This window comes from Streptomyces sp. NPDC046308 (assembly GCF_055588065.1).
In genome coordinates, this window is the sequence record NZ_JBVJFB010000005.1 from 187,674 (window position 1) to 208,695 (window position 21,022).

At 72.4% G+C, this 21,022-nt stretch carries 15 protein-coding genes; 5 read left to right on the forward strand and 10 right to left on the reverse strand.

Annotated features, from left to right (window positions below; translation table 11 throughout):
• Positions 1-83 precede the first annotated feature (83 nt).
• From ACZ6JT_RS21525 to ACZ6JT_RS21545, 5 genes are all read right to left on the reverse strand, one after another.
• The gene (locus ACZ6JT_RS21525; RefSeq protein WP_030714395.1) at positions 84-323 is read right to left on the reverse strand and encodes a DUF397 domain-containing protein; all 240 of its coding nucleotides are present in this window, start codon (positions 321-323) and stop codon (positions 84-86) included.
• Between the two features lie 132 nt (positions 324-455).
• Entirely contained in the window at positions 456-1,631 is a 1,176-nt protein-coding gene (locus ACZ6JT_RS21530; protein ID WP_469211901.1) for a thiolase domain-containing protein, read from the reverse strand.
• The gene (locus ACZ6JT_RS21535) at positions 1,628-2,686 is read right to left on the reverse strand and encodes a thiolase domain-containing protein (RefSeq protein ID WP_469211902.1); all 1,059 of its coding nucleotides are present in this window, start codon (positions 2,684-2,686) and stop codon (positions 1,628-1,630) included. Before ACZ6JT_RS21535 ends, ACZ6JT_RS21530 begins: the two co-directional genes overlap by 4 nt.
• A complete protein-coding gene (locus ACZ6JT_RS21540) occupies positions 2,686-3,645 on the reverse strand; it encodes a Zn-ribbon domain-containing OB-fold protein (protein WP_469211904.1) in 960 nt (319 codons plus the stop codon). Before ACZ6JT_RS21540 ends, ACZ6JT_RS21535 begins: the two co-directional genes overlap by 1 nt.
• Before the next feature lie 244 nt (positions 3,646-3,889).
• A complete protein-coding gene (locus tag ACZ6JT_RS21545) occupies positions 3,890-4,690 on the reverse strand; it encodes a crotonase/enoyl-CoA hydratase family protein (RefSeq protein WP_469211906.1) in 801 nt (266 codons plus the stop codon).
• A gap of 207 nt (positions 4,691-4,897) precedes the next feature.
• On the opposite strand from ACZ6JT_RS21545, the gene ACZ6JT_RS21550 reads away from it, so the two are divergent.
• Both ACZ6JT_RS21550 and uvrA read left to right on the forward strand, forming a co-directional pair.
• Complete coding sequence (locus ACZ6JT_RS21550; protein ID WP_469211908.1) at positions 4,898-6,529, forward strand: acyl-CoA synthetase; 1,632 nt, start codon at positions 4,898-4,900, stop codon at positions 6,527-6,529.
• 808 nt (positions 6,530-7,337) lie between these two features.
• On the forward strand, positions 7,338-9,806 hold the full coding sequence (gene uvrA, locus ACZ6JT_RS21555) for an excinuclease ABC subunit UvrA (protein ID WP_469211910.1): 2,469 nt from the start codon (positions 7,338-7,340) through the stop codon (positions 9,804-9,806).
• 181 nt (positions 9,807-9,987) lie between these two features.
• On the opposite strand, the gene ACZ6JT_RS21560 is transcribed toward uvrA, so the two are convergent.
• Positions 9,988-10,299 carry a hypothetical protein gene (locus ACZ6JT_RS21560; RefSeq protein ID WP_469211912.1) on the reverse strand — a complete coding sequence of 104 codons (312 nt, stop codon included), beginning with the start codon at positions 10,297-10,299 and terminating at the stop codon, positions 9,988-9,990.
• A 285-nt stretch (positions 10,300-10,584) separates the two neighbouring features.
• On the reverse strand, positions 10,585-11,436 hold the full coding sequence (locus tag ACZ6JT_RS21565) for an alpha/beta fold hydrolase (protein ID WP_469211914.1): 852 nt from the start codon (positions 11,434-11,436) through the stop codon (positions 10,585-10,587).
• 107 nt (positions 11,437-11,543) lie between these two features.
• Here ACZ6JT_RS21565 and paaK point away from each other — a divergent pair, with 107 nt between their 5' ends.
• Both paaK and ACZ6JT_RS21575 read left to right on the forward strand, forming a co-directional pair.
• Positions 11,544-12,872: a phenylacetate--CoA ligase PaaK gene (paaK, locus tag ACZ6JT_RS21570; protein WP_469211916.1), complete on the forward strand. Its 1,329-nt coding sequence runs from the start codon at positions 11,544-11,546 to the stop codon at positions 12,870-12,872.
• A gap of 71 nt (positions 12,873-12,943) precedes the next feature.
• Complete coding sequence (locus ACZ6JT_RS21575) at positions 12,944-13,816, forward strand: YhjD/YihY/BrkB family envelope integrity protein (protein WP_469211917.1); 873 nt, start codon at positions 12,944-12,946, stop codon at positions 13,814-13,816.
• A 52-nt stretch (positions 13,817-13,868) separates the two neighbouring features.
• Here the strand turns inward: ACZ6JT_RS21575 and ACZ6JT_RS21580 are convergent, their stop codons facing one another.
• Positions 13,869-15,434, reverse strand: a complete 1,566-nt coding sequence (locus ACZ6JT_RS21580; RefSeq protein ID WP_469211918.1) for a fatty acyl-CoA synthetase — start codon at positions 15,432-15,434, stop codon at positions 13,869-13,871.
• 158 nt (positions 15,435-15,592) lie between these two features.
• On the opposite strand from ACZ6JT_RS21580, the gene ACZ6JT_RS21585 reads away from it, so the two are divergent.
• The gene (locus ACZ6JT_RS21585; protein WP_469211920.1) at positions 15,593-18,067 is read left to right on the forward strand and encodes a penicillin acylase family protein; all 2,475 of its coding nucleotides are present in this window, start codon (positions 15,593-15,595) and stop codon (positions 18,065-18,067) included.
• Positions 18,068-18,093: 26 nt separating this feature from the next.
• Here ACZ6JT_RS21585 and ACZ6JT_RS21590 read toward each other — a convergent pair whose 3' ends face one another.
• Both ACZ6JT_RS21590 and ACZ6JT_RS21595 read right to left on the reverse strand, forming a co-directional pair.
• Positions 18,094-19,212, reverse strand: a complete 1,119-nt coding sequence (locus ACZ6JT_RS21590; protein WP_469211922.1) for a calcium:cation antiporter — start codon at positions 19,210-19,212, stop codon at positions 18,094-18,096.
• A gap of 226 nt (positions 19,213-19,438) precedes the next feature.
• Positions 19,439-21,019 (reverse strand): acyl-CoA synthetase, encoded by a 1,581-nt coding sequence (locus ACZ6JT_RS21595; protein ID WP_469211925.1) that lies wholly within the window; start codon positions 21,017-21,019, stop codon positions 19,439-19,441.
• Between the last annotated feature and the right edge of the window lie 3 nt (positions 21,020-21,022).

Here is a 21,022-nt window from a genome sequence, read left to right on the forward strand (position 1 = left end):
GGCCAGGGATGCGGGCCGGGGGGCGGGGTGTGCGCGGCCACCGGGGCGGCGGCTCCGCGCCCGGTGGTGCCGCGCGTACAGACCTAGGTGAGGTCGAACTCCCCGCCGCGGGCGTTCAGCACGAACTTGTGCCACTCGTCCGGCGTGAAGATCAGCGATGGGCTCTCCGGCCGCTCGCTGTTGCGCATCGCGATGAAGCCCTCCACGAAGGCGATCTGGACGTCACCCGCCCCCCGGCTGCTCGACTGCCAGTCCGCCTCGGTGAGATCGAGGTCCGGCTTGCCCCAGCCGGCGAGGGGTTGCGAAATCATGCTCTCGGCCACGTGCGTGCTCCTCCCGGTACGTCGTCCGGGGGCAAGGTTAACCACCGCAGCGCGTGGCGCACAGGCCACGGTGAGTCACCGTGGCCTGTCCCGTACCCCGGGCCCGTCCCGCCGAGGCCGGCCGAGCCGCCGTCAGGACGTGGGCTCCTCCGCCCCCACCAGCCACATCGCGAAGAACTGGGCGCCGCCGCCGTACGCGTGACCCAGGGCGCGCCGGGCGCCCGGAACCTGGTGTTCCCCGGCCAGGCCGCGGACTTGGAGGGCCGCTTCCGCGAAGCGGATCATGCCGGAGGCGCCGATCGGGTTGGTGGACAGGACTCCGCCGGACGGGTTGACCGGAAGGTCCCCGTCGAGTTCCGTCACGCCCGCCTCGGTGAGCTTCCAGCCCTCGCCCTCCGCCGCGAAGCCGAGGTTCTCCAGCCACATCGGCTCGTACCAGGAGAACGGCACGTACATCTCCACCGCGTCGACCTCCCGGCGCGGATCGGTGATCCCCGCCTGCCGGTAGACGTCGGCCGCGCAGTCCTTGCCGGCCTGCGGCGAGACGAAGTCCTTGCCGGCGAAGAGGGTGGGCTCGCTGCGCATCGCCCCGCCGTGCACCCAGGCGGCCGGCTTCGGCGAACGGGCCGCGCCCGCCCGGTCGGTGAGGATCATCGCGCAGGCGCCGTCCGAGGAGGGGCAGGTCTCGGAGTACCGGATCGGGTCCCACAGCATCGGCGAGGCCTGGACCTTCTCCAGGGTGATGTCGTGCTCGTGCAGGTGCGCGTACGGGTTCTTCAGCGCGTTGCGCCGGTCCTTGTAGGCGACGAGCGAGCCCACCGTGTCGGGCGCGCCGGTGCGCCGCATGTACGCGCGCACGTGCGGGGCGAAGAACCCGCCCGCGCCGGCCAGCAGCGGCTGCTGGAAGGGGACGGGGAGGGAGAGCCCCCACATGGCGTTCGACTCGGACTGCTTCTCGAAGGCGAGGGTGAGCACGGTCCGGTGGACGCGCGCCGCGACGAGGTTGGAGGCGACCAGGGCGGTGGACCCGCCGACGGAACCGGCCGTGTGCACGCGCAGCATCGGCTTGCCGACCGCGCCGAGGGCGTCCGCCAGGTACAGCTCCGGCATCATCACCCCCTCGAAGAAGTCGGGGGCCTTGCCGATGACGACCGCGTCGATGTCCGCCCAGGTCAGCTCGGCGTCGGCGAGGGCGCGCGCCGCCGCCTCGCGGACCAGTCCGGCGATGGAGACGTCGTGGCGGGCGGCCACGTGCTTGGTCTGGCCGATCCCGACGACGGCCACCGGCTCCTTGCCCGTGGTGCTCATGCTCGGTCCCCTTCCAGGACGGCGACCAGGTTCTGCTGGAGGCAGGGGCCGGAGGTGGCGTGGGCGACGGCCCGGTCGGACTCGCCGCGGTGGATGCGGGCGGCCGCCTCGCCGATGCGGATCAGGCCGGCGGCCATGACCGGGTTGGCGGCGAGCGCGCCCCCGGAGGGGTTGACGGCGACGCCGTCCCCGAGCCCGAGCGCCTTGCGGAGCACGACCTCCTGGGAGGAGAACGGGGCGTGCAGTTCCGCCGTGTCCACGGGCGCCTCGAAGACGCCCGCGTGTTCGGCGGCGATCCGGGTGGACGGGGAGTCGGTGAGGTCGCGCAGCCCCAGGCCGTGGGCCTCGATGCGGTGGTCGATGCCGGTGATCCAGGCCGGGCGTGCGCACAGCTGCCGGGCGAGGTCGCCGGCCGCCAAAATCACGGCGGCCACGCCGTCGCCGATGGGCGGGCAGTCCCCGGTGCGCAGCGGCCGGACCTGGTAGTCGCCCTGCGGCACCGGACCGCTCAGCTGGGCGTGCGGGTTGGTCTCGGCGGCGGCCCGGCTGCGCGCCCCGATCGTGGCCAGGGCGGCCTCGTCGGTCTCGCCGGCGTCGATGAGGGCCTGGGCCTGGAGGGCGGCGAGGGCCACCGAGTCGGGCCAGAGCGGAGCGAGGTAGTACGGGTCCAGCTGGCGGGTCAGCACATCGCGCACGGACCCCGGCGAGGTCTTTCCGTACGAGTAGACGAGCGCGGTGTCGGCCTCGCCGGTCTGGATCTTGACCCAGGCCTCGTAGAGGGCCCAGGCGCCGTCCATCTCCACGTGCGACTCGGAGATCGGCGGCCAGGCGCCGACCCCGTCGAGGGTCATGGTGAAGGAGAAGGCCCGGCCGGCCAGGTAGTCGCTGGAGCCGGAGCAGGTGAAGCCGATCTCCCCGGCCTTCAGGCCGGTCGCGGCCAGCACCTGGTGGAGGACCGGCATGACCATCTCGACTTCGCTGAGTTCGTCGGTGCGGCGCAGGTGGTCGCTCTGCGCGAAGGCGACCACCGCGACCTCACGGGCGTATCGGGCCATCAGATGAGCTCCTTGTACGCGTCGTAGTCCGCGTCCGGCTCGCCGGTGGGGCGGTAGTGGTCGGGGTAGCGGCCGCCCTCGGTCCACACGGGCTCGACCCGCAGGCCCATGCGCACCTGGTCGTACGGGATGCCGCCGATCCGGCCGTGGAGGGCGAGGCCGGCGCCGTCGAGGGCGATGTGGGCGTAGACGTACGGGACCTCGATGTCGAGGTTCCTGGCCTTGATGTTGACGATGCAGTAGGTGGTGACCGTGCCCGCCGGGCCGACCTCCACCTGGTCGGTGGTGGCCACCCCGCAGGTGGGGCAGGCGCCGCGCGGAGGGACGTACACCTTGTGGCAGGAGGGGCAGCGCTCGCCGACGGTCTTCTGCTCGGAGAGGGCGTTGATGTACGCGGTCTGGGCGCGGCCGGGGCTGTAGACGTAGTCCAGGCGGGCCTGCGCGACGATGCCGGTGACGGGGTCGGCGAACTCCCCGTCGTGCGGGGCGGCCCCGCCGCCCGCGGGGCCCTCGTACGGTTCGAAGCAGGCGATGTCGGTGATGGCCCCGGTGCGCTCGGCGGCCCAGCGGACGCGCACCCGCATGCCGGTGCGCACGGCCTCGGGGCCGGGCGCGTCGAGGGCGTGGAGCAGGGCGGTGTCCGCGCCGTCGAGCTTGACCAGCACCCAGGCGAAGGGGGTGTCCAGGGGCTGGTTGGGGCGGGGCCGGTCGTTCCAGGCCCAGGTGGTGACGGTGCCGGTGGCGGCGACCTCGACGAGGTCGCGGATCTCCTCGGCGGTGACGGGGTCGTACTCGACGGGCGGCACCATCACCTTTCCGCCGGAGGTCCGCACCCCGAGGACGACGCCTTCGCGCAGCCCGGTGAGGAAGGCACTCTGAACGGGCCCGAGGGACCGGGTGAAGGGGAACTCGACGACGAGAGGCGCGCGGAGCACCTCCGGTGGGGAGGCAGCGGTCATGGTGGCTCTCCGATGCATTGATTCCGACAAATCCGGCCCATACAGCCCCGCCGGCGTTTGAGGCGCGGGGTCCGGGGCGGAGCCCCGATCATTGACCTCCGCGGACATCCCGGCCCCGCCGGCACATACAGCCCCGCCGGCGTTTGAGGCGCGGGGTCCGGGGCGGAGCCCTGGGCACCTTCAGCCCCGCCGGCGATCGAGGCGCGGGGTCAGGGGCAGAGCCCCGCGAGCGACGCGGCGGCGGCTACTCCCGCCGATACACCGCGGGCCGCTTCTCCGCGAAGGCCCGCGCCCCCTCCTTCGCATCCGCGGTGTCGAAGATCGGCCACCCCCGCAGCAACTCCGAGGCCAGCCCCTCCGTCTCCGTCAGCTCGGCGGTCTCGTAGACCGACGCCTTCACCGCCTCCACCGCCAGCGGCCCGCACGCGTTGATCCGCTCCGCGGTCTCCAGCGCGGCCTCCAGCGCCGTGCCGTCCGGCACGACCCGCCCCACGAGCCCGATCCGCTCCGCCTCCCGCGCGGAGTACGGGCGGCCGGTCAGCAGCATCTCCAGGGCGTGCGTACGCGGGATCTGGCGCGGCAGCCGCACCGTGGAGCCGCCGATCGGGAAGAGGCCCCGCTTGACCTCGAAGAGCCCGAAGGTGGCCCCCTCGCCCGCCACCCGGATGTCCGTACCCTGGAGGATCTCGGTGCCGCCGGCCACGCAGTACCCCTCCACCGCCGCGATCACCGGTTTGCGGGGCCGGTGGTGACGGAGCATCGCCTTCCAGTGCAGGTCGGGATCGGCCTTGAGGCGGTCCCGGTACTGGTCGCCCGCCATCCCCTTCCCGGCCAGCGCCTTGAGGTCCATGCCGGCGCAGAAGTCCCCGCCGGCGCCGGTCAGGACGACGGAGCGGATCGTGTCGTCGGCGTCCGCCTCCAGCCAGCCGTCGTACAGCCCCACCAGCAGCGGCAGCGAGAGCGCGTTCTTCGCCTCGGGCCTGTTCATGGTGAGCACCAGCGTGGCGCCGTGCCGTTCCACGGTCAGGTGTTCCGTCCCACCCATTGCCGTCCTCCCGTCTCAAGACCTAGAACAGGTTGCAGTAGGGGCGGGTGCAGTTCAATAGTTTTCTGACACTCAGTCAGATTTCTTGGGCGGCGCCCTTCCCAGTTGCCGGCTCCGACGCTCTAATGACCGCCGGAGCGGGCCGGCCACGGGGCCAGTCGTCGGGAACATCGGGAACATCGGGAACATCCGGGGTCAGGAGGAACGGTGGAGTACAACCTTGCCGACCTGTTCGAGTCGGTCGTGGACGTGGTCCCGGACCGTGAGGCCCTCGTCTACGTGGACCACCCCGGGACCGGCGCGGAGCGCCGCCTCACGTACGCCGAGCTCGACGCGGCGGCCAACCGGATCGCGCACCACCTGCTGGACAGCGGGCTGAAGCCCGGCGAGCACCTGGGGCTGCACCTCTACAACGGGGTCGAGTACCTCCAGACCGTACTGGCCTGCCTGAAGGCCCGGCTGGTCCCCGTGAACGTCAACTACCGGTACGTGGAGGAGGAGCTGGTCTACCTCTACAACGACGCCGACCTCGCCGCGCTCGTCTTCGAGGGCGAGTTCACCGAGCGGGTCGCGGCGGCGCTGCCGCAGACGACGCGGCTCCGGCACCTGATCCGGGTCGGCGAGGTCCCCGAGGGCGCCCGGGAGCCCTCGATCGCCCCGGTCGCGTACGAGGACGCCGAGGCGGCCGGCTCGCCCGAGCGCGGCTTCCCGCCCCGCTCCCCCGACGACCTGTTCATCATCTACACGGGCGGCACCACCGGCATGCCCAAGGGCGTCATGTGGCGGGCCGAGGACCTCTTCTTCGCGGGGCTCTTCGGCGGGGAGCCGTCGGGCGAGCCGGTGAAGAGGCCGGAGGAGCTGGCCGAACGGGTCGCGTCCAAGGGGGCCGGGCTCACCTTCTTCCCCGCTCCCCCGCTGATGCACGGCACGTCGACGCTGACCTCGTTCATCGCCTTCAACTACGGCCAGCGGGTGGTCATCCACCGCAAGTACGCGCCGGAGGAGGTGCTGCGCACGATCGAGAAGGAGAAGGTGTCGAGCGTGTCGCTGGTCGGCGACGCGATGCTCAGGCCGCTCATCGACGCCCTGAAGGGCCCGCTCCGGGGCACGGACCTGTCCTCGCTGTTCAGCGTGTCCTCGTCCGGGGCGATCATGTCGGAGACGGTGCGCGCGGAGTTCCAGCGGCTGGTGCCGAACGTACTGCTCCTGAACAACTTCGGGTCGTCCGAGTCCGGCTCCAACGGCCGCGCGGCGGACGACTCCGGCCCGGAGAAGGGCTTCCGCCTGGTGGTCAACGACCGTACGCAGGTGGTGGACCCGGTGACGCACGAGCCGGTCGCGGTGGGCGAACCGGGGCGGCTCGCGCAGCGCGGGCACGTACCGCTCGGCTACTACAACGACCCGGCCAAGACCGCCGAGACGTTCTTCCAGAAGGGCGCCGAGCGCTGGGTGCTGCTCGGCGACATGGCGACGGTCGACGAGGAGGGCATCGTCACGGTGCTCGGGCGCGGCTCGCAGTGCATCAACACGGGCGGCGAGAAGGTGTACCCGGAGGAGGTGGAACAGGCGCTGAAGTCCCACCCCGACGTGTACGACGCCCTGGTCGCCGGCGTCCCGGACCCGACGTGGGGCAGCCACGTGGCCGCGGTGGTACAGGTCCGCCCCGGTTCACCGGCGCCGACCCTGGACGAGATCCAGAGCCACTGCCGCACCCGCCTGGCGGGCTACAAGATCCCCCGCCAGCTGGTCATCGCCCCCGCCATCCAACGCTCCCCGAGCGGCAAGGCGGACTACCGCTGGGCGAAGACGGTGGCGACGCAGGCCGACACGGCGAAGTAGGGGTGCCGGGGGCGGACGGACCCGCTCCGACTCCCAGCCGAGCATTCTGTACGTCCCACGCCGGGGGTTTCCGCACAGACCCTCTGCCTCGACGCAGATACCCTGGCCTGTTCGGTCGACTACGGCGTTCACCCTGTCTGGCCAGGGTTCCGGCCATGAATGATCATCTGATGGACTCGGTCTCCTGTGGAGGCGTGGCATGACGGCGGACGCCGCCACGTCCCGTCGACATGGTCAGCTGGGTTCCAGGGCTCGCCGCGTGGGCGGGGGACACGGTGCGCATGCACCCAAGAGGGGTGCGCCATCGACAACCGAGAGCTCCGTGGGCGGGCCGGTGTTGTGGCCCACAGACGAGGCCTGCCCGGTCTGCGCTCGCAGACATCACGCCTTCAGCGACGGCCTGCCGAGCAGCTCCAGGGTGCCGATGGGGCCGGTCGTCCAGGCCTTCCGCTCGCACCTGCCCCCCGGTGTGGTGCCTTTCCCAGGACCGGGAGGAGGACGGCGGCCGGGCAGTCCCCGTAGACCCCACGGGCCTGGATCCAGGCGGAGTGGGCTCGGTGTACGTCTTCGAGTGTCGCGTCTGCCCGGATCGCCCCTTCCCGCACTGGTGGGACTGCAGCTGACCATGGGGATCCTTCCGTCACCGCCTACGGAAGGCCAAGGCCGCAACCAGCCTCCAGAACCTCTGACCTGGGCGAATGTGACGCTCCACCCGGATGAGCCCGACCCGCTCCGGACGCTCGTGTGAGCGAGGCCCGGTGACGGCGCCTGTCGCGCGGTTTCCGGCGCGATCAGGTAGTCAGGAACGGTGAACAAGGACGCGACCGACCCCTTCGTGCATGTCCGGGGCGCCAGTGAGAACAACCTGCGGAACATCGACGTCGACGTTCCGCGGGACGCGATGGTCGCCTTCACAGGCGTCTCCGGTTCGGGAAAGTCCTCGCTCGCTTTCGGCACGCTCTATGCGGAGGCCCAACGACGCTATTTCGAGTCCGTGGCACCGTACGCCCGAAGGCTGTTGCAGCAGGTCGGTGCACCGCATGTGCGAGAAATCACCGGACTGCCACCGGCTGTGGCCCTGCAGCAGCGGCGCGGGTCGCCCAGCTCGCGCTCGACGGTCGGCACGCTCACCACGCTGTCCAATCTGCTGCGCATGCTGTACTCCCGCGCCGGCACCTACCCACCCCGGGCCGAACGGCTGGAAGCCGAGTCATTCTCACCCAACACCGCGGCCGGCGCCTGCCCCGAATGCCACGGACTGGGCGTCGTGCACGACGTCGCCGAGGACCTGCTCGTCCCGGACCCCTCGCTCAGCATCCGCGAGGGGGCGATCGCCGCCTGGCCGGGCGCGTGGCAGGGAGCCAACCTGCGCAGTGTCGTGAGCGGCCTGGGGATCGACATCGACCGACCGTGGCGCAGGCTAAAGAAGAAGGACCGGCACTGGCTGCTGTACGCGGACGAGCAGCCCTCCGTGTACGTCGAGCCGGAAGAAGACCGCGTCGACTACGGCTACCAGGGCAAGTTCTGGAGCGCCCGCAAGCACGTCATGCACGTCCTCGCCGACTCCAAGAGCGAGAAGATGCGCGAACGGGCGCTCCGGTTCGTCAGGAGCGTGCCCTGCCCGGAGTGTCACGGCAGCGGACTGCGGCCCGAGGCGCTCGCCGTGACCTTCGCCGGACGTTCCATCGCCGAGATCAACGCGATGCCGCTCACCGAGGTCGTGGGGCTGCTGCGGCCCGTCGCGGGGCGGTCCGAGGCCGACGCCACCACGTCGACCGCCCGGTCCGGGGAGACGACCGAGGTCGCTGTCCGCATCTGCGGCGACCTGGTCGCGCGGATCGACGTACTGCTCGACCTGGGCCTCGGATATCTCAGCCTCGGGCGCCGCTCGACGACCTTGTCGCCCGGCGAGGCGCAGCGCCTGCGGATCGCCACCCAGCTGCGCTCGGGGCTGTTCGGCGTCGTCTACGTCCTGGACGAGCCCTCCGCGGGCCTGCACCCGGCTGACGCGGAACCGCTGCTGGACGTGCTGGAGCGCCTCAAGGCGGCGGGCAACTCGCTGTTCGTCGTGGAGCACGACATGGACGTCGTACGGCGGGCGGACTGGGTGGTCGACATCGGCCCCGGCGCGGGCGAGGGTGGCGGCCGCGTGCTGTACAGCGGCCCGGTCGCCGGTCTGGAGCGGGTGGCGGAGTCGGCCACGAGCCAGTACCTGTTCGGGCGCGCCACACCGCTCGCTCACCGCCCGCGCACCCCCCATGGCTGGCTGCACCTGAGGGGCGTCTCCCGCCACAATCTGCACGACGTGTCCGTCGACGTACCGCTGTGCGTACTGACGGCGGTGACGGGCGTGTCCGGTTCCGGAAAGTCGACGCTGGTGACGCAGGTGCTCGCCGAGGTCGTCCGCGGCCACCTCGGACTCGCACCCGAGGAGCCCGATGAGGCGCAGCTGGTCGTTGACGTCCAGGACGCGTCGGGGGTCGAGTCGTTCGACCGGCTGGTCCGGGTCGACCAACGGCCCATCGGCCGGACTCCCCGCTCCAACCTGGCCACGTACACGGGGATGTTCGACGCGGTGCGGAAGCTGTACGCGGCGACGGACGAGGCCCGGGCGCGCGGCTACTCGGCCGGGCGGTTCTCCTTCAACGTGCCCGAAGGACGGTGCGAGACCTGCCAGGGCGAGGGGTTCGTCGCGGTGGAACTGCTCTTCCTGCCCGGCACCTACGCACCGTGCCCGACCTGCCGGGGCGCCCGGTACAATGCCGAAACGCTGGAGGTCACCTACCGCGGCAAGAACATCGCGGAAGTGCTGGGGCTGTCCGTCGACGCCGCCGCCGAGTTCCTGTCCGCCGTCCCGGCCGCCTCCCGCAGTCTGGAAACGTTGCGCGAGGTTGGACTGGGGTACCTGCGGCTGGGGCAGCCCGCGACGGAACTCAGCGGTGGTGAGGCGCAACGCATCAAACTGGCCACCGAACTGCAGCGGGCCCGCCGCGGCCACGCGCTCTATCTGCTGGACGAGCCGACGGCGGGGCTGCACCCCTCGGACGTCGCGCTGCTGCTGCGACAGCTGCACCGGCTCGTCGACGCCGGCAACACGGTCGTCCTCGTCGAGCACGACCTGGACACGATCACCACCGCCGACTGGGTCATCGACCTCGGGCCGGGCGGCGGCGACGCGGGCGGGCGGGTGGTCGCGGCGGGTCCGCCGGCCAAGGTGGCCAGAGCCCGCCGCAGCGCCACCGCGCCCTACCTCGCGGCCCGACTCGCGCGCTCCTGACGCCGGTTTCAGGGCCGACCTGCAGCTTGGCGAGCCCTCCGGTGCGCGAGCGCTGGACAGTTCCAGTTTCCGCAGACGTTGCCGCCGTCAACACCGTCGCCGTCGGCGAGTGTTCCCCGTGCCGTCCCAGCGCGAACGCAATACTCTCGTGCATGATCTCGCCGATGTCGTGGTGAGCGGCCTAGGGGTGGTGGCGGATGAACCAGCCGAGCGTCTCCGCGACCGGGCTCGAAACGTACAGCATCCAGAGCCTGTCCTCGCCTGGGCCGCTCGTCCTGTCGCGGTCCATCTCGACGGCGTCGGCGAAGCTGTGGAGCACCGCGTCCACCACGGTGGAGCCCACGAGGTGGGTGGGCAGGATGCGGTCGCGGCCAGCGGCGACATTCCAGGCCAGGGCGTCGGAGACCTCCCGGACGGATACTTCGTTGCGGGCCCGCAGGACCCACCGCTTGCGCACGTCCGGACGCTCCCACAGGGTGTTGTGGAAGTTCACACCCTCGCGGGAGCGCTGGCGTGGGCTGGCCTCCTTCGCTCTGCTCAGAGCGCGCGTCCTCCTCCAGCCGTAGGCGTCACGGAAGAGCGGTCAGAACCTCACAGCTGCCCCGTAAGGACAACTGCGATGCTCAGCCCGCTTTCGTACGGACGAGCGAGAGATCAGCGCCGCAGAGGACAGCGCCGCTCACGGAAACGCTCGCACCACGTGGCAGTCGAGCGTGGACGCCCCGCCTCAACCCCACGATTGACCGACAATGTCGCCTGTGCGGCGGGGCCGGGCCGGTCAGGCCCCCGTGGACAGGAAGCGCTCCACCCGGGCGGCGAACCAGGAGGCGTCGTCCAGCCACGGGAAGTGCCCGGCCCCGGACTGGACGTCGAGCGACCCCGCGGGGAACAGCGCGGCGAGTCGGGCCGCCAGCGCCGGGCCGGGGTTGCCGTCCAGCTCCCCGGCCAGCACCAGCACCTCTCCCGTGAGCTTCCGCAGGGCTTCCCGGGTGGCGGGCGGATCGAACGCGCCGGGGCCAGCGTAGGCGTGGGCGGCCTTCTCGTTCTGCTGCCGTCCGTTCGCCGCGCAGTGCGCCCGGGCGGTCTCGTCCCAGCGCCCGTAGAACAGCGGCGCGGCCAGGTCCCAGTCCGCCTCGCCACGGCTCTCGCCCCCGAGGATGCGCTCGTAGGCCGCGATGGCCGTGTCGTACGGCTCGGTTCCCGCGCGCAGCCGGGCCGCCTCCAGCCGCTGCTCCGGGGTGACCGGGAGGTCCACGGCCCACGCGGTGGGGGTGACCAGGACGGTCCGGCCCAGCCGCCGCGGGTGCGCGGCCGCGTAGAGCAGGGCGAGGTTGCCGCCGGCCGAGTGCGCGAGGAGGTCCACGCGCGCCAGGCCGAGGTGCGTCCGGAGGGCCTCGACGTCGGCGACCTGGTGGTCGACGCGGTAGATCGACTCGTCCGCCGGTATCGCGGAGTCGCCCGTACCGCGCAGGTCGAGCAGGATGAGACGGCGGCCGGCGGCCAGCCCGCCGAGGTCACCGAGGTACGCGGAGGCCCGCATCGCGCCGCCCGGGAGGCAGATCAGCGGTTCGCCCTCGCCGTGCGGGTGATAGGCGAGTTCGGTTCCGTCGTAGGTGGTGAAGGTAGGCATGGGAGCCATCAGAACAGACGATCACTCGTTCGAGTCATTGCTTTCACCTGCCCGATCCTGGCAATCTACCGAATGATCGTTCGGTTGGCTCAGGATGAGGTGACGGCATGGCAGTGCACGCGGATCTCCACGACGAGGGCGAGCGGCTGAGCCGCGAGGAGCTGGCCGCCCTCCAGCTGGCGCGGCTGCGCGCGACCCTGCACCGCGCCTACGAGAACGTGCCGTTCTACCGGCATGCCTTCGACAAGGCGGGCGTCCATCCGGACGACTGCCGCTCGCTCGCCGATCTCGCCCTGTTCCCCTTCACCGCCAAGGCCGATCTGCGCGAGCAGTACCCCTTCGGGATGTTCGCCGTGCCGCGGTCCGAGGTGCGGCGCATCCACGCCTCCAGCGGCACCACCGGGCGGCCCACGGTCGTGGGGTACACCGACGGGGATCTTTCCACCTGGGCCGATGTCGTGGCCCGATCCATACGCGCGGCGGGCGGCCGGCCCGGCCAGATCGTCCACATCGCCTACGGCTACGGGCTCTTCACCGGCGGCCTCGGCGCGCACTACGGTGCCGAGCGCCTCGGCTGTACGGTCGTGCCGGCCTCGGGCGGGATGACCGACCGCCAGGTCCGGCTCATCGAGGACTTCCGGCCGGAGGTCATCATGGTGACCCCGTCCTACATGCTGACCCTGCTCGACGAGATGGAGCGCCAGGGCATCGATCCCCGGGCCACCTCGCTGCGCACCGGCATCTTCGGGGCGGAGCCGTGGACCGAGGAGATGCGCCGGGAGATCGAGGAGCGGCTGGGCATCGACGCGGTGGACATCTACGGCCTGTCCGAGGTCATGGGGCCGGGCGTGGCGCAGGAATTCGCGTCGCACAAGGACGGCCTGCACATCTGGGAGGACCACTTCTACCCGGAGGTGGTCGATCCGCTGACGGGCGCGGTCCTGCCGGAGGGCGAGCAGGGCGAGCTGGTGTTCACCTCGCTCACCAAGGAGGCCATGCCCGTCATCCGTTACCGCACCCGGGATCTGACGCGGCTGCTGCCCGGTACGGCCCGGCCCGCCTTCCGCCGCATGGAGAAGATCACGGGCCGCAGCGACGACATGATCATCCTGCGCGGGGTGAACCTGTACCCGACCCAGATCGAGGAGATACTCCTGCGGACGGCCGGACTGGCTCCGCACTTCCAGCTGCGCCTGACCCGGGAGGGCCGGATGGACGCCCTGACGGTACGGGTCGAGGCGCGCCGGGAGACGGACGCCGGCGGGCGGGAGGCCGCGGCCGCCCAGGTGGTCCGGGCCGTCAAGGAGGGGATCGGGGTCTCCGTCCGGGTCGAGGTGGTCGACCCGGAGACGCTGGAGCGTTCGGTCGGGAAGATCAAGCGGATGGTGGACCTCCGTGGAGCGGCGGATGCGGCGGACAGGCGTCCGGGCGGCTGAAACCACCTCTTCGGGCCCAATTCGGGGCGGCTGGCGGGAGCCCGATCACCCTCGCGGGTAGTGCATGACCTGTGACCTCGTTCTTCCGGCAGCTGCACGACCGGCTTCAGGGCTCCCAGATCGGGCTGGCCTGGAGCCGGGGCCGGGAGATGGAGCTGATGCACCGGGCGATGGGCTTCGCGGCCCTCGGGTTCCTCACCCTGGTGCCGCTGCTGGTGGTCGTCGCGGCCGCCGCACCGGGCAGTGGTTCCGGCTTCGGCCGGTGGCTCGGGCAGGCCCTCGGGGTGGCGCCGTCCTCGCGGGCCCGGGTCGAGATGCTGTTCGGCGCCGCGGACCTGGCGCTGGAGCGGACCACCGCGTTCGGCCTGGCCGCCCTCGCCGTGTTCGGCCTGACCTTCGGTTCGGCCGTGCAGACCGGCTACGAGAAGGTCTGGGACCTGCCGACGGCCCGCTGGCACACCATGTGGCGGCACGTCGTCTGGCTCGCCCTGCTGGTCTGCTACCTGGCCCTGCTCGTGGAGATCCCCGCGCCCTCGGACGACGTCATCGGCACGGTCGTCGGCACGGTGGGCGACCTCCTCGGCACCTGCCTGTTCTTCATCGGCTCCCAGCGCCTGCTGCTCGGCGGCCGGGTCCGCTGGCGCGCCCTGGTCCCGGGAGCGGTGGCGACCAGCCTCGGGCTGCTGGGGCTGCGGGTCTTCTCGCAGCTGGTGTTCTCCCCGCTGATCGCGTCCAACGCGGTGACCTACGGCCCCTTCGGCACCCTGCTGGTCGTCCAGTCCTGGCTGGTCGGTGTCGGCTTCGTGGTCTACGGCGGCGCCCTCGTCGGCCGCCTCGTACACGAACACCTGACCCTGCGGCGCCTGCGCCGCAGCGGGCACCTGCCCCCCGAGGCCTTCCCGCCCCACGCCCCGCATCCCCACTGGCCGCGCCCGCCGCACTGAACCGGCCGGCCCGTCCGGGTCAGGCCGACCTGACCCGGACGGGACAGCGCACCTAGGCCGTCGGGGTGGCGAAGCGGTCGCGGAGTTCGCGCTTGAGGATCTTGCCGCTGGCGTTGCGCGGGAGGGCGTCCACGAAGAGGATCCGCTTCGGGGCCTTGAAGTGCGCGAGCCGCTCCCGCGCGTACGTCATCAGCTCCGCCTCCGTCACCTCCCCGCGCGGGACCACCACCGCCGTGACCGCCTCGATCCACCGCTCGTCCGGCAGCCCGACCACGGCCGCCGCGGCGACTCCCGGGTGGGTGTAGAGCACGTCCTCGACCTGGCGCGAGGCGACCAGCACCCCGCCCGAGTTGATGACGTCCTTCACCCGGTCCACGACCGTGAAGTAGCCCTGCGCGTCGCGCACCGCGAGGTCGCCCGAGCGGAACCAGCCGTCCCGGAAGGCCTTCTCCGTGGCCGCCGGGTCGTTCCAGTAGCCGAGGCACAGCTGCGGCGAGCGGTAGACCACCTCGCCCGCCGTGCCGTCCGGGACGTCCTTGCCGTCCTCGTCGACGACCTTCGCCTCGACGTGGCGGACCGGCCGCCCGCAGGAGTCCATCCGCCCCTCGTGCTCGTCCGGCCCGAGCACGGTGGCCAGCGGCCCGATCTCGCTCTGCCCGAAGCAGTTGTAGAAGCCGAGCCCGGGCAGCCGCGCCCGCAGCCGTTCCAGGACCGGGACCGGCATGATCGAGGCCCCGTAGTACGCCTTGCGCAGCGCGCCCAGCTCGCGCGCCGCGAACTCCGGGTGGTTGGCCAGGCCGATCCACACGGTGGGCGGGGCGAAGAGGCTGTCCGCCTCCCCCGCCTCCACCAGGTCGAAGACCTGCTCCGCCACCGGCGCGTCCAGGATGGTGTTGCGCGCCCCCACCGCGAGGTACGGCAGGAGGAAGACGTGCATCTGCGCCGAGTGGTACAGCGGCAGCGAGTGCACCGGCCGGTCCTCCTCGGCCAGGTCCAGCGCCTCGATCGCGCTCTCGTACTCGTGGGCGAGGGCCCGGTGGGTCATTACGGCGCCCTTGGGCAGGGCGGTGGTCCCCGAGGTGTAGAGCAGCTGCGCCACCCGGCCGGGGTCCGCGTCCACCTCCGCGTCCGCGTCCGTGTCCGTGCCGGTGTGTGCAAAGGCCGACGGCTCGGTCAGTTCCGCGAGGAACGAGCCGGGAGCGTCGCGCAGCGCCCGTACGGGATACCCGGAGCCGATCCGCCCCGCCAGGTCCGGATCGGCGAGGACCAGGGCGCTCCCGGAGTTGTCCAGGATGTACGCGAGGTCCTCGCCGGTGAGGTTCTGGTTCACCGGGACGTGGGTGAGTCCGGCCCGGGCGCAGGCCAGGAACGCGAGGAGGTAGGCGTCGCAGTTGTGGGCGAAGGTGGCGACGCGGTCGCCCGCGGCCAGTCCGTACCGCTCCCGCAGGACGGCGGCGCCGGTGGTGACGGCCGCGTCGAGTTCCGCGTAGGTCCACCTGCGGTCCCGGTAGCGGACGGCGAGGCGGTCGGGGACCCGTAGGGCGCTGGCGCGCACCAGCCCGTCGACCGTGTCGTCCCGCACCGCTCGCTCTGCCCGCACCGCTCGGTCTGCCCTCATGGCGTGATCCTCGTCCTCCCGCACGCCGGAGGTCAATGACCGGGATACCAAACGGGATGTTGACAGATCATCGGACCGCCTGCATGAGTGTGGGGGCACGGACGCACCGCCTGTCCCACGGGCAACCATGCCCACCCGCAGGCTACTTGGGAGGCATCTTGCACCTCAGCACCCGTCCGATACTCCGCCGTGTCGCCCTCACCGGCGCCGCGCTGCTCGCCGCGACGGCCGCGGTGCCGCAGGCCTCGGCGGCGACCGGGGACCGGATACCGGCCGGCGGCGGTCTGTCCGCCGTCATCCGGTACACCGAGAACGGCATCCCGCACATCCTCGCCCGCGACTACGCCCAGCTCGGCTTCGGCACCGGCTGGGCCCAGGCGGCCGACCAGGTCTGTGTCCTCGCCGACGGGTTCGTGACCGTCGCCGGCGAACGTTCGCGCTGGTTCGGACCCGACGCCGCACCCGACGGATCCCTCTCCTCCGCGACCCGGAACCTCTCCAGCGACCTGTACTTCAAGGGCGTCCGGGAGTCCGGCACGGTGGAGAAGCTGCTGGCGACCCCCGCCCCGGCCGGTCCCACCAAGGACCTCAAAGAGCTGATGCGCGGCTGGGCCGCCGGGTACAACGCCTGGCTCGCCCAGCACAGGATCGACGACCCGGCCTGCAAGGGCGCCGGCTGGGTCCGCCCGGTCACCACCACCGACGTGGCCGCCCGCGGCTTCGCGGTCTCCGTCCTCGGCGGCCAGGGGCGCGGGATCGACGGCATCACGGCCGCCCAGCCGCCCGCCGCCCAGCCGCCCGCCGCCGCTGCGCCGGGCTCGGCGACGGCCCCCGGCCCGGCCCCCGCGCCCGATCCGGCCTCCGCGCCCGATCCGGCGGCGGCGGCCGAGGCCGCGCGGGAGTTCTTCGACACCAGCCGGTACGACATGGGTTCCAACGCGGTCGCCTTCGCCGGTTCCACCACGGCGAGCGGCAGCGGGCTCCTCCTCGGGAACCCGCACTACCCGTGGCAGGGCGGGCGCCGGTTCTGGCAGTCGCAGCAGACCATCCCCGGCGAACTGAACGTCTCGGGCGGCTCCCTCCTCGGCACCGCCGTCGTCAACATCGGTTTCAACGAGAAGGTGGCCTGGAGCCACACCGTGGCCACGGGCACCCCCGTCAGCCTGCACCAACTCACGCTCGACCCGGCCGACGCGACCGCCTACCTGGTCGACGGCAAGCCGGAGCGGATGACCCGGCGGACCGTCACCGTCCCGGTGTCCGGCGGCGATCCGGTCACCCGTACCCAGTGGTGGACGCGCTACGGACCGGTGGTCTCGAACCTCGGCGCGGGCCTGCCGCTGCCCTGGACGGCCGGTACGGCGTACGCGCTGAACGACCCCAATGCCGCGAACCTGCGCGGCTCCGACACCGCCCTGGCGATGGGCAGGGCACGCTCGGTCTCCGGGATCCAGGACGCCCTGGCACGCACCCAGGGCCTGCCGTGGGTCAACACGGTGGCCGCCGACTCCGCGGGCGGCACCCTCTTCACCCAGTCCCAGGTGCTCCCGCGGATCACCGACGAGCTCGCGGACCGCTGCTCCACCCCGCTGGGCCGGGCCACCTACCCGGCCTCGGGACTGGCCGTGCTGGACGGCTCGCGCACGGACTGCGCGCTCGGCTCGGATGCGGACGCGGTGCAGCCGGGCGTCTTCGGCCCCGGCAAGGCGCCGACGCTGCGCGACGCCCCGTACGCCGAGAACTCCAACGACAGCGCCTGGCTCGCCCATGCCGACCGTCCGCTGACCGGCTACGAGCGGGTCTGGGGCAACGTCGCCACCCCGCGTTCGCTGCGCACGCGCGGCGCGATCGAGGACGTGTCGGCGATGGCCGCGAAGGGCCGGCTGACCGTGGTCGACCTGGAGGAGCAGCAGTTCGCCAACCGGGTCCCGGCCGGTGACCTGGCGGCGGCGGACGCGGCGAAGGCCTGCGCCGCGCTGCCCGGCGGTACGGCCACGGGCAGCGACGGGAGCGCGGTGGACGTCTCGGCCGCCTGCCCCGTGCTGGCGGGCTGGGACCGTACGGCCGACAGCGCCAGCCGCGGCGCGTTGCTCTTCGACCGGTTCTGGCGCCGGCTGACGGCTTCGACCGCGGCCAAGGACCTGTGGCTGGTGCCGTTCTCGGCGGCCGATCCCGTACGCACCCCCCGTACGCTCAACCAGGCGGCGCCCGGCCTCGGGCGGGCGCTCGCGGACGCGGTGGCCGAGCTGAGGGCGGCCGGGATCGCACTGGACGCCCCGCTGGGCGAGCACCAGTTCGTGGTGCGGGGCGGGCAGAAACTGCCGGTGGGCGGCGGTACGGAGGCGCTCGGCGTCTGGAACAAGATCGAGGCGCCGTGGAACGCGGCGGCCGGCGGCTACGCGGAGGTCACGCACGGCTCCAGCCACATCCAGGCGGTCGGCTGGGACCGCGGCCACTGCCCGGTGGCGCGCACCCTGCTGACGTACGGCCAGTCCTCGAACCCGGGCTCGCCGCACTCCGCCGACCAGACGCGGCTGTTCTCCCGGGAACGCTGGGTCACGGCGCGCTTCTGCGAGCGGGACATCCTCGCCTCGCCGCAGCTGAAGGTGGTCTGGGCCCGCGAGCGCCGCTGACCGGGCCTCTTCCCGGCCGTCGGCCCTCAGGGGCTGACGGCCAGGAAGAGGTACGCGGCCAGCAGCACGATGTGCACGCCGCCCTGGAGCAGCGTGGCGCGGCCGGGGGCGATGGTGAGGGCGCTGACGACGACGGTCAGGGCGAGCAGCACCATGTGGACCGGACCGAGGCCGAGCAGGAGCGGGCCGGAGAGCCAGATCGAGGCCAGGGCGATGGCGGGGATGGTCAGGCCGATGCTGGCGATGGCGGAGCCGTAGGCGAGGTTGAGGCTGGTCTGGACCCGGCCGCGGCGGGCTGCGCGGACCGCGGCCAGGGTCTCGGGCAGCAGGACGAGCAGGGCGATGATCACGCCGACGACGGCATTGGGCAGGCCGGCGTCGGCGACGCCCTTCTCGATGGTCGGGGAGACCGCCTTGGCGTCGCCGACGACCGCGATGAGCGCGACCAGCAGCAGGCCGGTGCTGATCAGGGCGGCGCGGGCGGTGGGCGGCGCGGCGTGGTCCTCGTCGTCGGGGCCGTCGGGCCGGCCGGTCGGCGGCTCGGTCTCCACGGGCAGGAAGTAGTCCCGGTGGCGGACGGTCTGGACGGCGACGAACAGGCCGTACAGGGCGAGCGAGGCGACGGCGGCGAAGGTCAGCTGGGCGCTGGAGAACTCCGGGCCGGGCTTGCTCGTCGTGAAGGTGGGCAGGACCAGGCTGAGGACGGCGAGGGTCGCGACGGTGGCGAGGGCCGCGCCGGAGCCCTCGGGGTTGAAGACCGCGACCCGGTTGCGCAGGGCCCGGACGAACAGGGACAGGCCGACGATGCCGTTACAGGTGATCATGACGGCGGCGAAGACCGTGTCCCGGGCGAGCGAGGCGGTCTTGTCCCCGCCGTCGGCCATCAGGGTGACGATGAGGGCGACTTCGATGACGGTCACCGCGACGGCGAGCACGAGGGAGCCGAAGGGTTCCCCGACCCGGTGGGCGACGACCTCGGCGTGGTGGACGGCCGCCAGCACCGCCCCCGCGAGGCAGAGCGCGACCAGCACCACCCCGAGCGCGGGCAGGTCGCGCCCCCAGCTGAGGACGAGCGCGACGAGCGCCACCAGGGGGACGAGGAGGGTCCAGTCGGTCAGGGCGGATCTGCGGGTAGCCGTACTCATATCAGCCAACTTGCCAGAAGTGTCCCTCCGATGCGGCCCGAGCGTCGTCCTCACCGCCCTGACGTGGCTCTTCTCACGCACGCGCCGGGCGTGGCGGGCGTGGCGGGCGTGGCGGGCGCGCCTGGCGTGGCGGGCGCGCCTGCCGCAGCTTCCGCGCCGGCGCCGGGCGCCCCCGAGGTCCCCCACCGCGCGGCGGTCCGCCACTTCACCCGGGGGTGACTCGGGCTCACATGGCGCGGTCGTGGCCCTCCCAGTACGGGTCGCGCAGGCGCCGCTTGTAGAGCTTGCCGTTCGGGTCGCGCGGCATCGTCTCGATGAAGTCGACCGTCTTGGGGCGTTTGTAGCCGGCGAGCTGCCGTTCGCAGTGGTGCAGGATCTCCGCGGCGAGCGCGTCGCCCGCGGCGAAGCCCTCGGCCGGTTCGATGACCGCCTTGACCTCCTCGCCCCAGTCGGCGTGCGGGATGCCGAAGGCGGCGGCGTCCGCGACGGCCGGGTGGGTGAGCAGCGCCGACTCGATCTCGGCTGGGTAGATGTTGACCCCGCCGGAGATGATCATGTCGATCTTGCGGTCGCGGAGGAAGAGGTACCCCTCCTCGTCCATCAGGCCGAGGTCGCCGACGGTGAAGAAGTCACCGATGCGGTTCTTCTTCGTCTTGGCCTCGTCCTTGTGGTAGCTGAAGCCGCCCGTGTTCATCTTGATGTAGACGGTGCCCAGTTCGCCGGGGGGCAGCCGGTTGCCGTCGTCGTCGAAGATGGCGAGCTCGCTGATCGGCCAGGCCTTGCCGACGGTTCCCGGCTTCTTCAGCCAGTCCTCGGCGGTGGCGAAGGCACCGCCGCCCTCGCTCGCCGCGTAGTACTCCTCCACGCAGCCGCCCCACCAGTCGATCATCGCCCGTTTGACGTGGTCGGGGCAGGGCGCGGCGCCGTGGATGGCGTGCCGCATCGAGGAGACGTCGTACGCGTCCTTGGTCTCCTGCGGGAGCGCGAGGAGCCGGTGGAACTGGGTGGGGACCATGTGGGTGTGGGTGCAGGAGTGAGCGTCGATCAGGCGCAGCATCTCCTGCGGGGTCCACTTGTCCATCAGGACCAGCGGGTGCCCGATGTGCAGGGCGGCGCCCGCGAACTGGAGGACGGCCGTGTGGTAGAGCGGCGAGCAGACCAGGTGGACGTTCCCGTCGAAGGGGCGGATGCCGAAGATGCCGAGGAAGCCGCCGAGGTGCGTCTCCTCGGGGAGCTTGCCGGGCAGCGGGCGGCGGATCCCCCGCGGGCGGCCGGTGGTGCCGGAGGTGTAGTTCATGACCCAGCCGAGCGTGCGCTCTCCGGGCACCGACCCGGGCTGACCGGCGAGGAGGTCCCCGTACGGGCGGAAGCCCGGGACCGCTCCGACGCAGTAGCGGTGGCTCGCGGGGAGGGCGGCCTCGTCGGCCGCGGCGACGGCGGCGTCGGCGAAGCGCTCGTGGGCGATGAGCACCTTGGCCCCGGAGTCGGAGACGATCCAGGCGATCTCGGGGCCGACGAGGTGGTGGTTGACGGGGACGAGGTAGAAGCCGGCCTGGGAGGCGGCGAGGTAGGCGGTGAGGAACTCCACGCCGTTGGGGAGGACGACGGCGAAGACGTCCCCCTGCCGCAGACCGGCGGCGCGCAGGCCGTGGACGAGGCGGTTGACGTCGGCGTGCAGCCGGCCGGCGCTCCACTCCTCGCCCTCGGGGGTGACGAGGACGGTGCGCTCGGGGTCGGCGGCCGCCTGGGCCCAGAAACCTCCCCCGGACTTCGTCCGGGGGGACACCCATGCGGGCTGGTCACTCATGCT

Bases quoted from the DNA above. Each gene is read 5' to 3' on its own strand.
- ACZ6JT_RS21530 (WP_469211901.1), bottom strand. From the start codon at position 1,631: ATGAGCACCACGGGCAAGGAGCCGGTGGCCGTCGTCGGGATCGGCCAG.
- ACZ6JT_RS21535 (WP_469211902.1), bottom strand. From the start codon at position 2,686: ATGGCCCGATACGCCCGTGAGGTCGCGGTGGTCGCCTTCGCGCAGAGC.
- ACZ6JT_RS21540 (WP_469211904.1), bottom strand. From the start codon at position 3,645: ATGACCGCTGCCTCCCCACCGGAGGTGCTCCGCGCGCCTCTCGTCGTC.
- ACZ6JT_RS21545 (WP_469211906.1), bottom strand. From the start codon at position 4,690: ATGGGTGGGACGGAACACCTGACCGTGGAACGGCACGGCGCCACGCTG.
- ACZ6JT_RS21565 (WP_469211914.1), bottom strand. From the start codon at position 11,436: ATGCCTACCTTCACCACCTACGACGGAACCGAACTCGCCTATCACCCG.
- paaK (WP_469211916.1), top strand. From the start codon at position 11,544: ATGGCAGTGCACGCGGATCTCCACGACGAGGGCGAGCGGCTGAGCCGC.
- ACZ6JT_RS21580 (WP_469211918.1), bottom strand. From the start codon at position 15,434: ATGAGGGCAGACCGAGCGGTGCGGGCAGAGCGAGCGGTGCGGGACGAC.
- ACZ6JT_RS21590 (WP_469211922.1), bottom strand. From the start codon at position 19,212: ATGAGTACGGCTACCCGCAGATCCGCCCTGACCGACTGGACCCTCCTC.
- ACZ6JT_RS21595 (WP_469211925.1), bottom strand. From the start codon at position 21,019: ATGAGTGACCAGCCCGCATGGGTGTCCCCCCGGACGAAGTCCGGGGGA.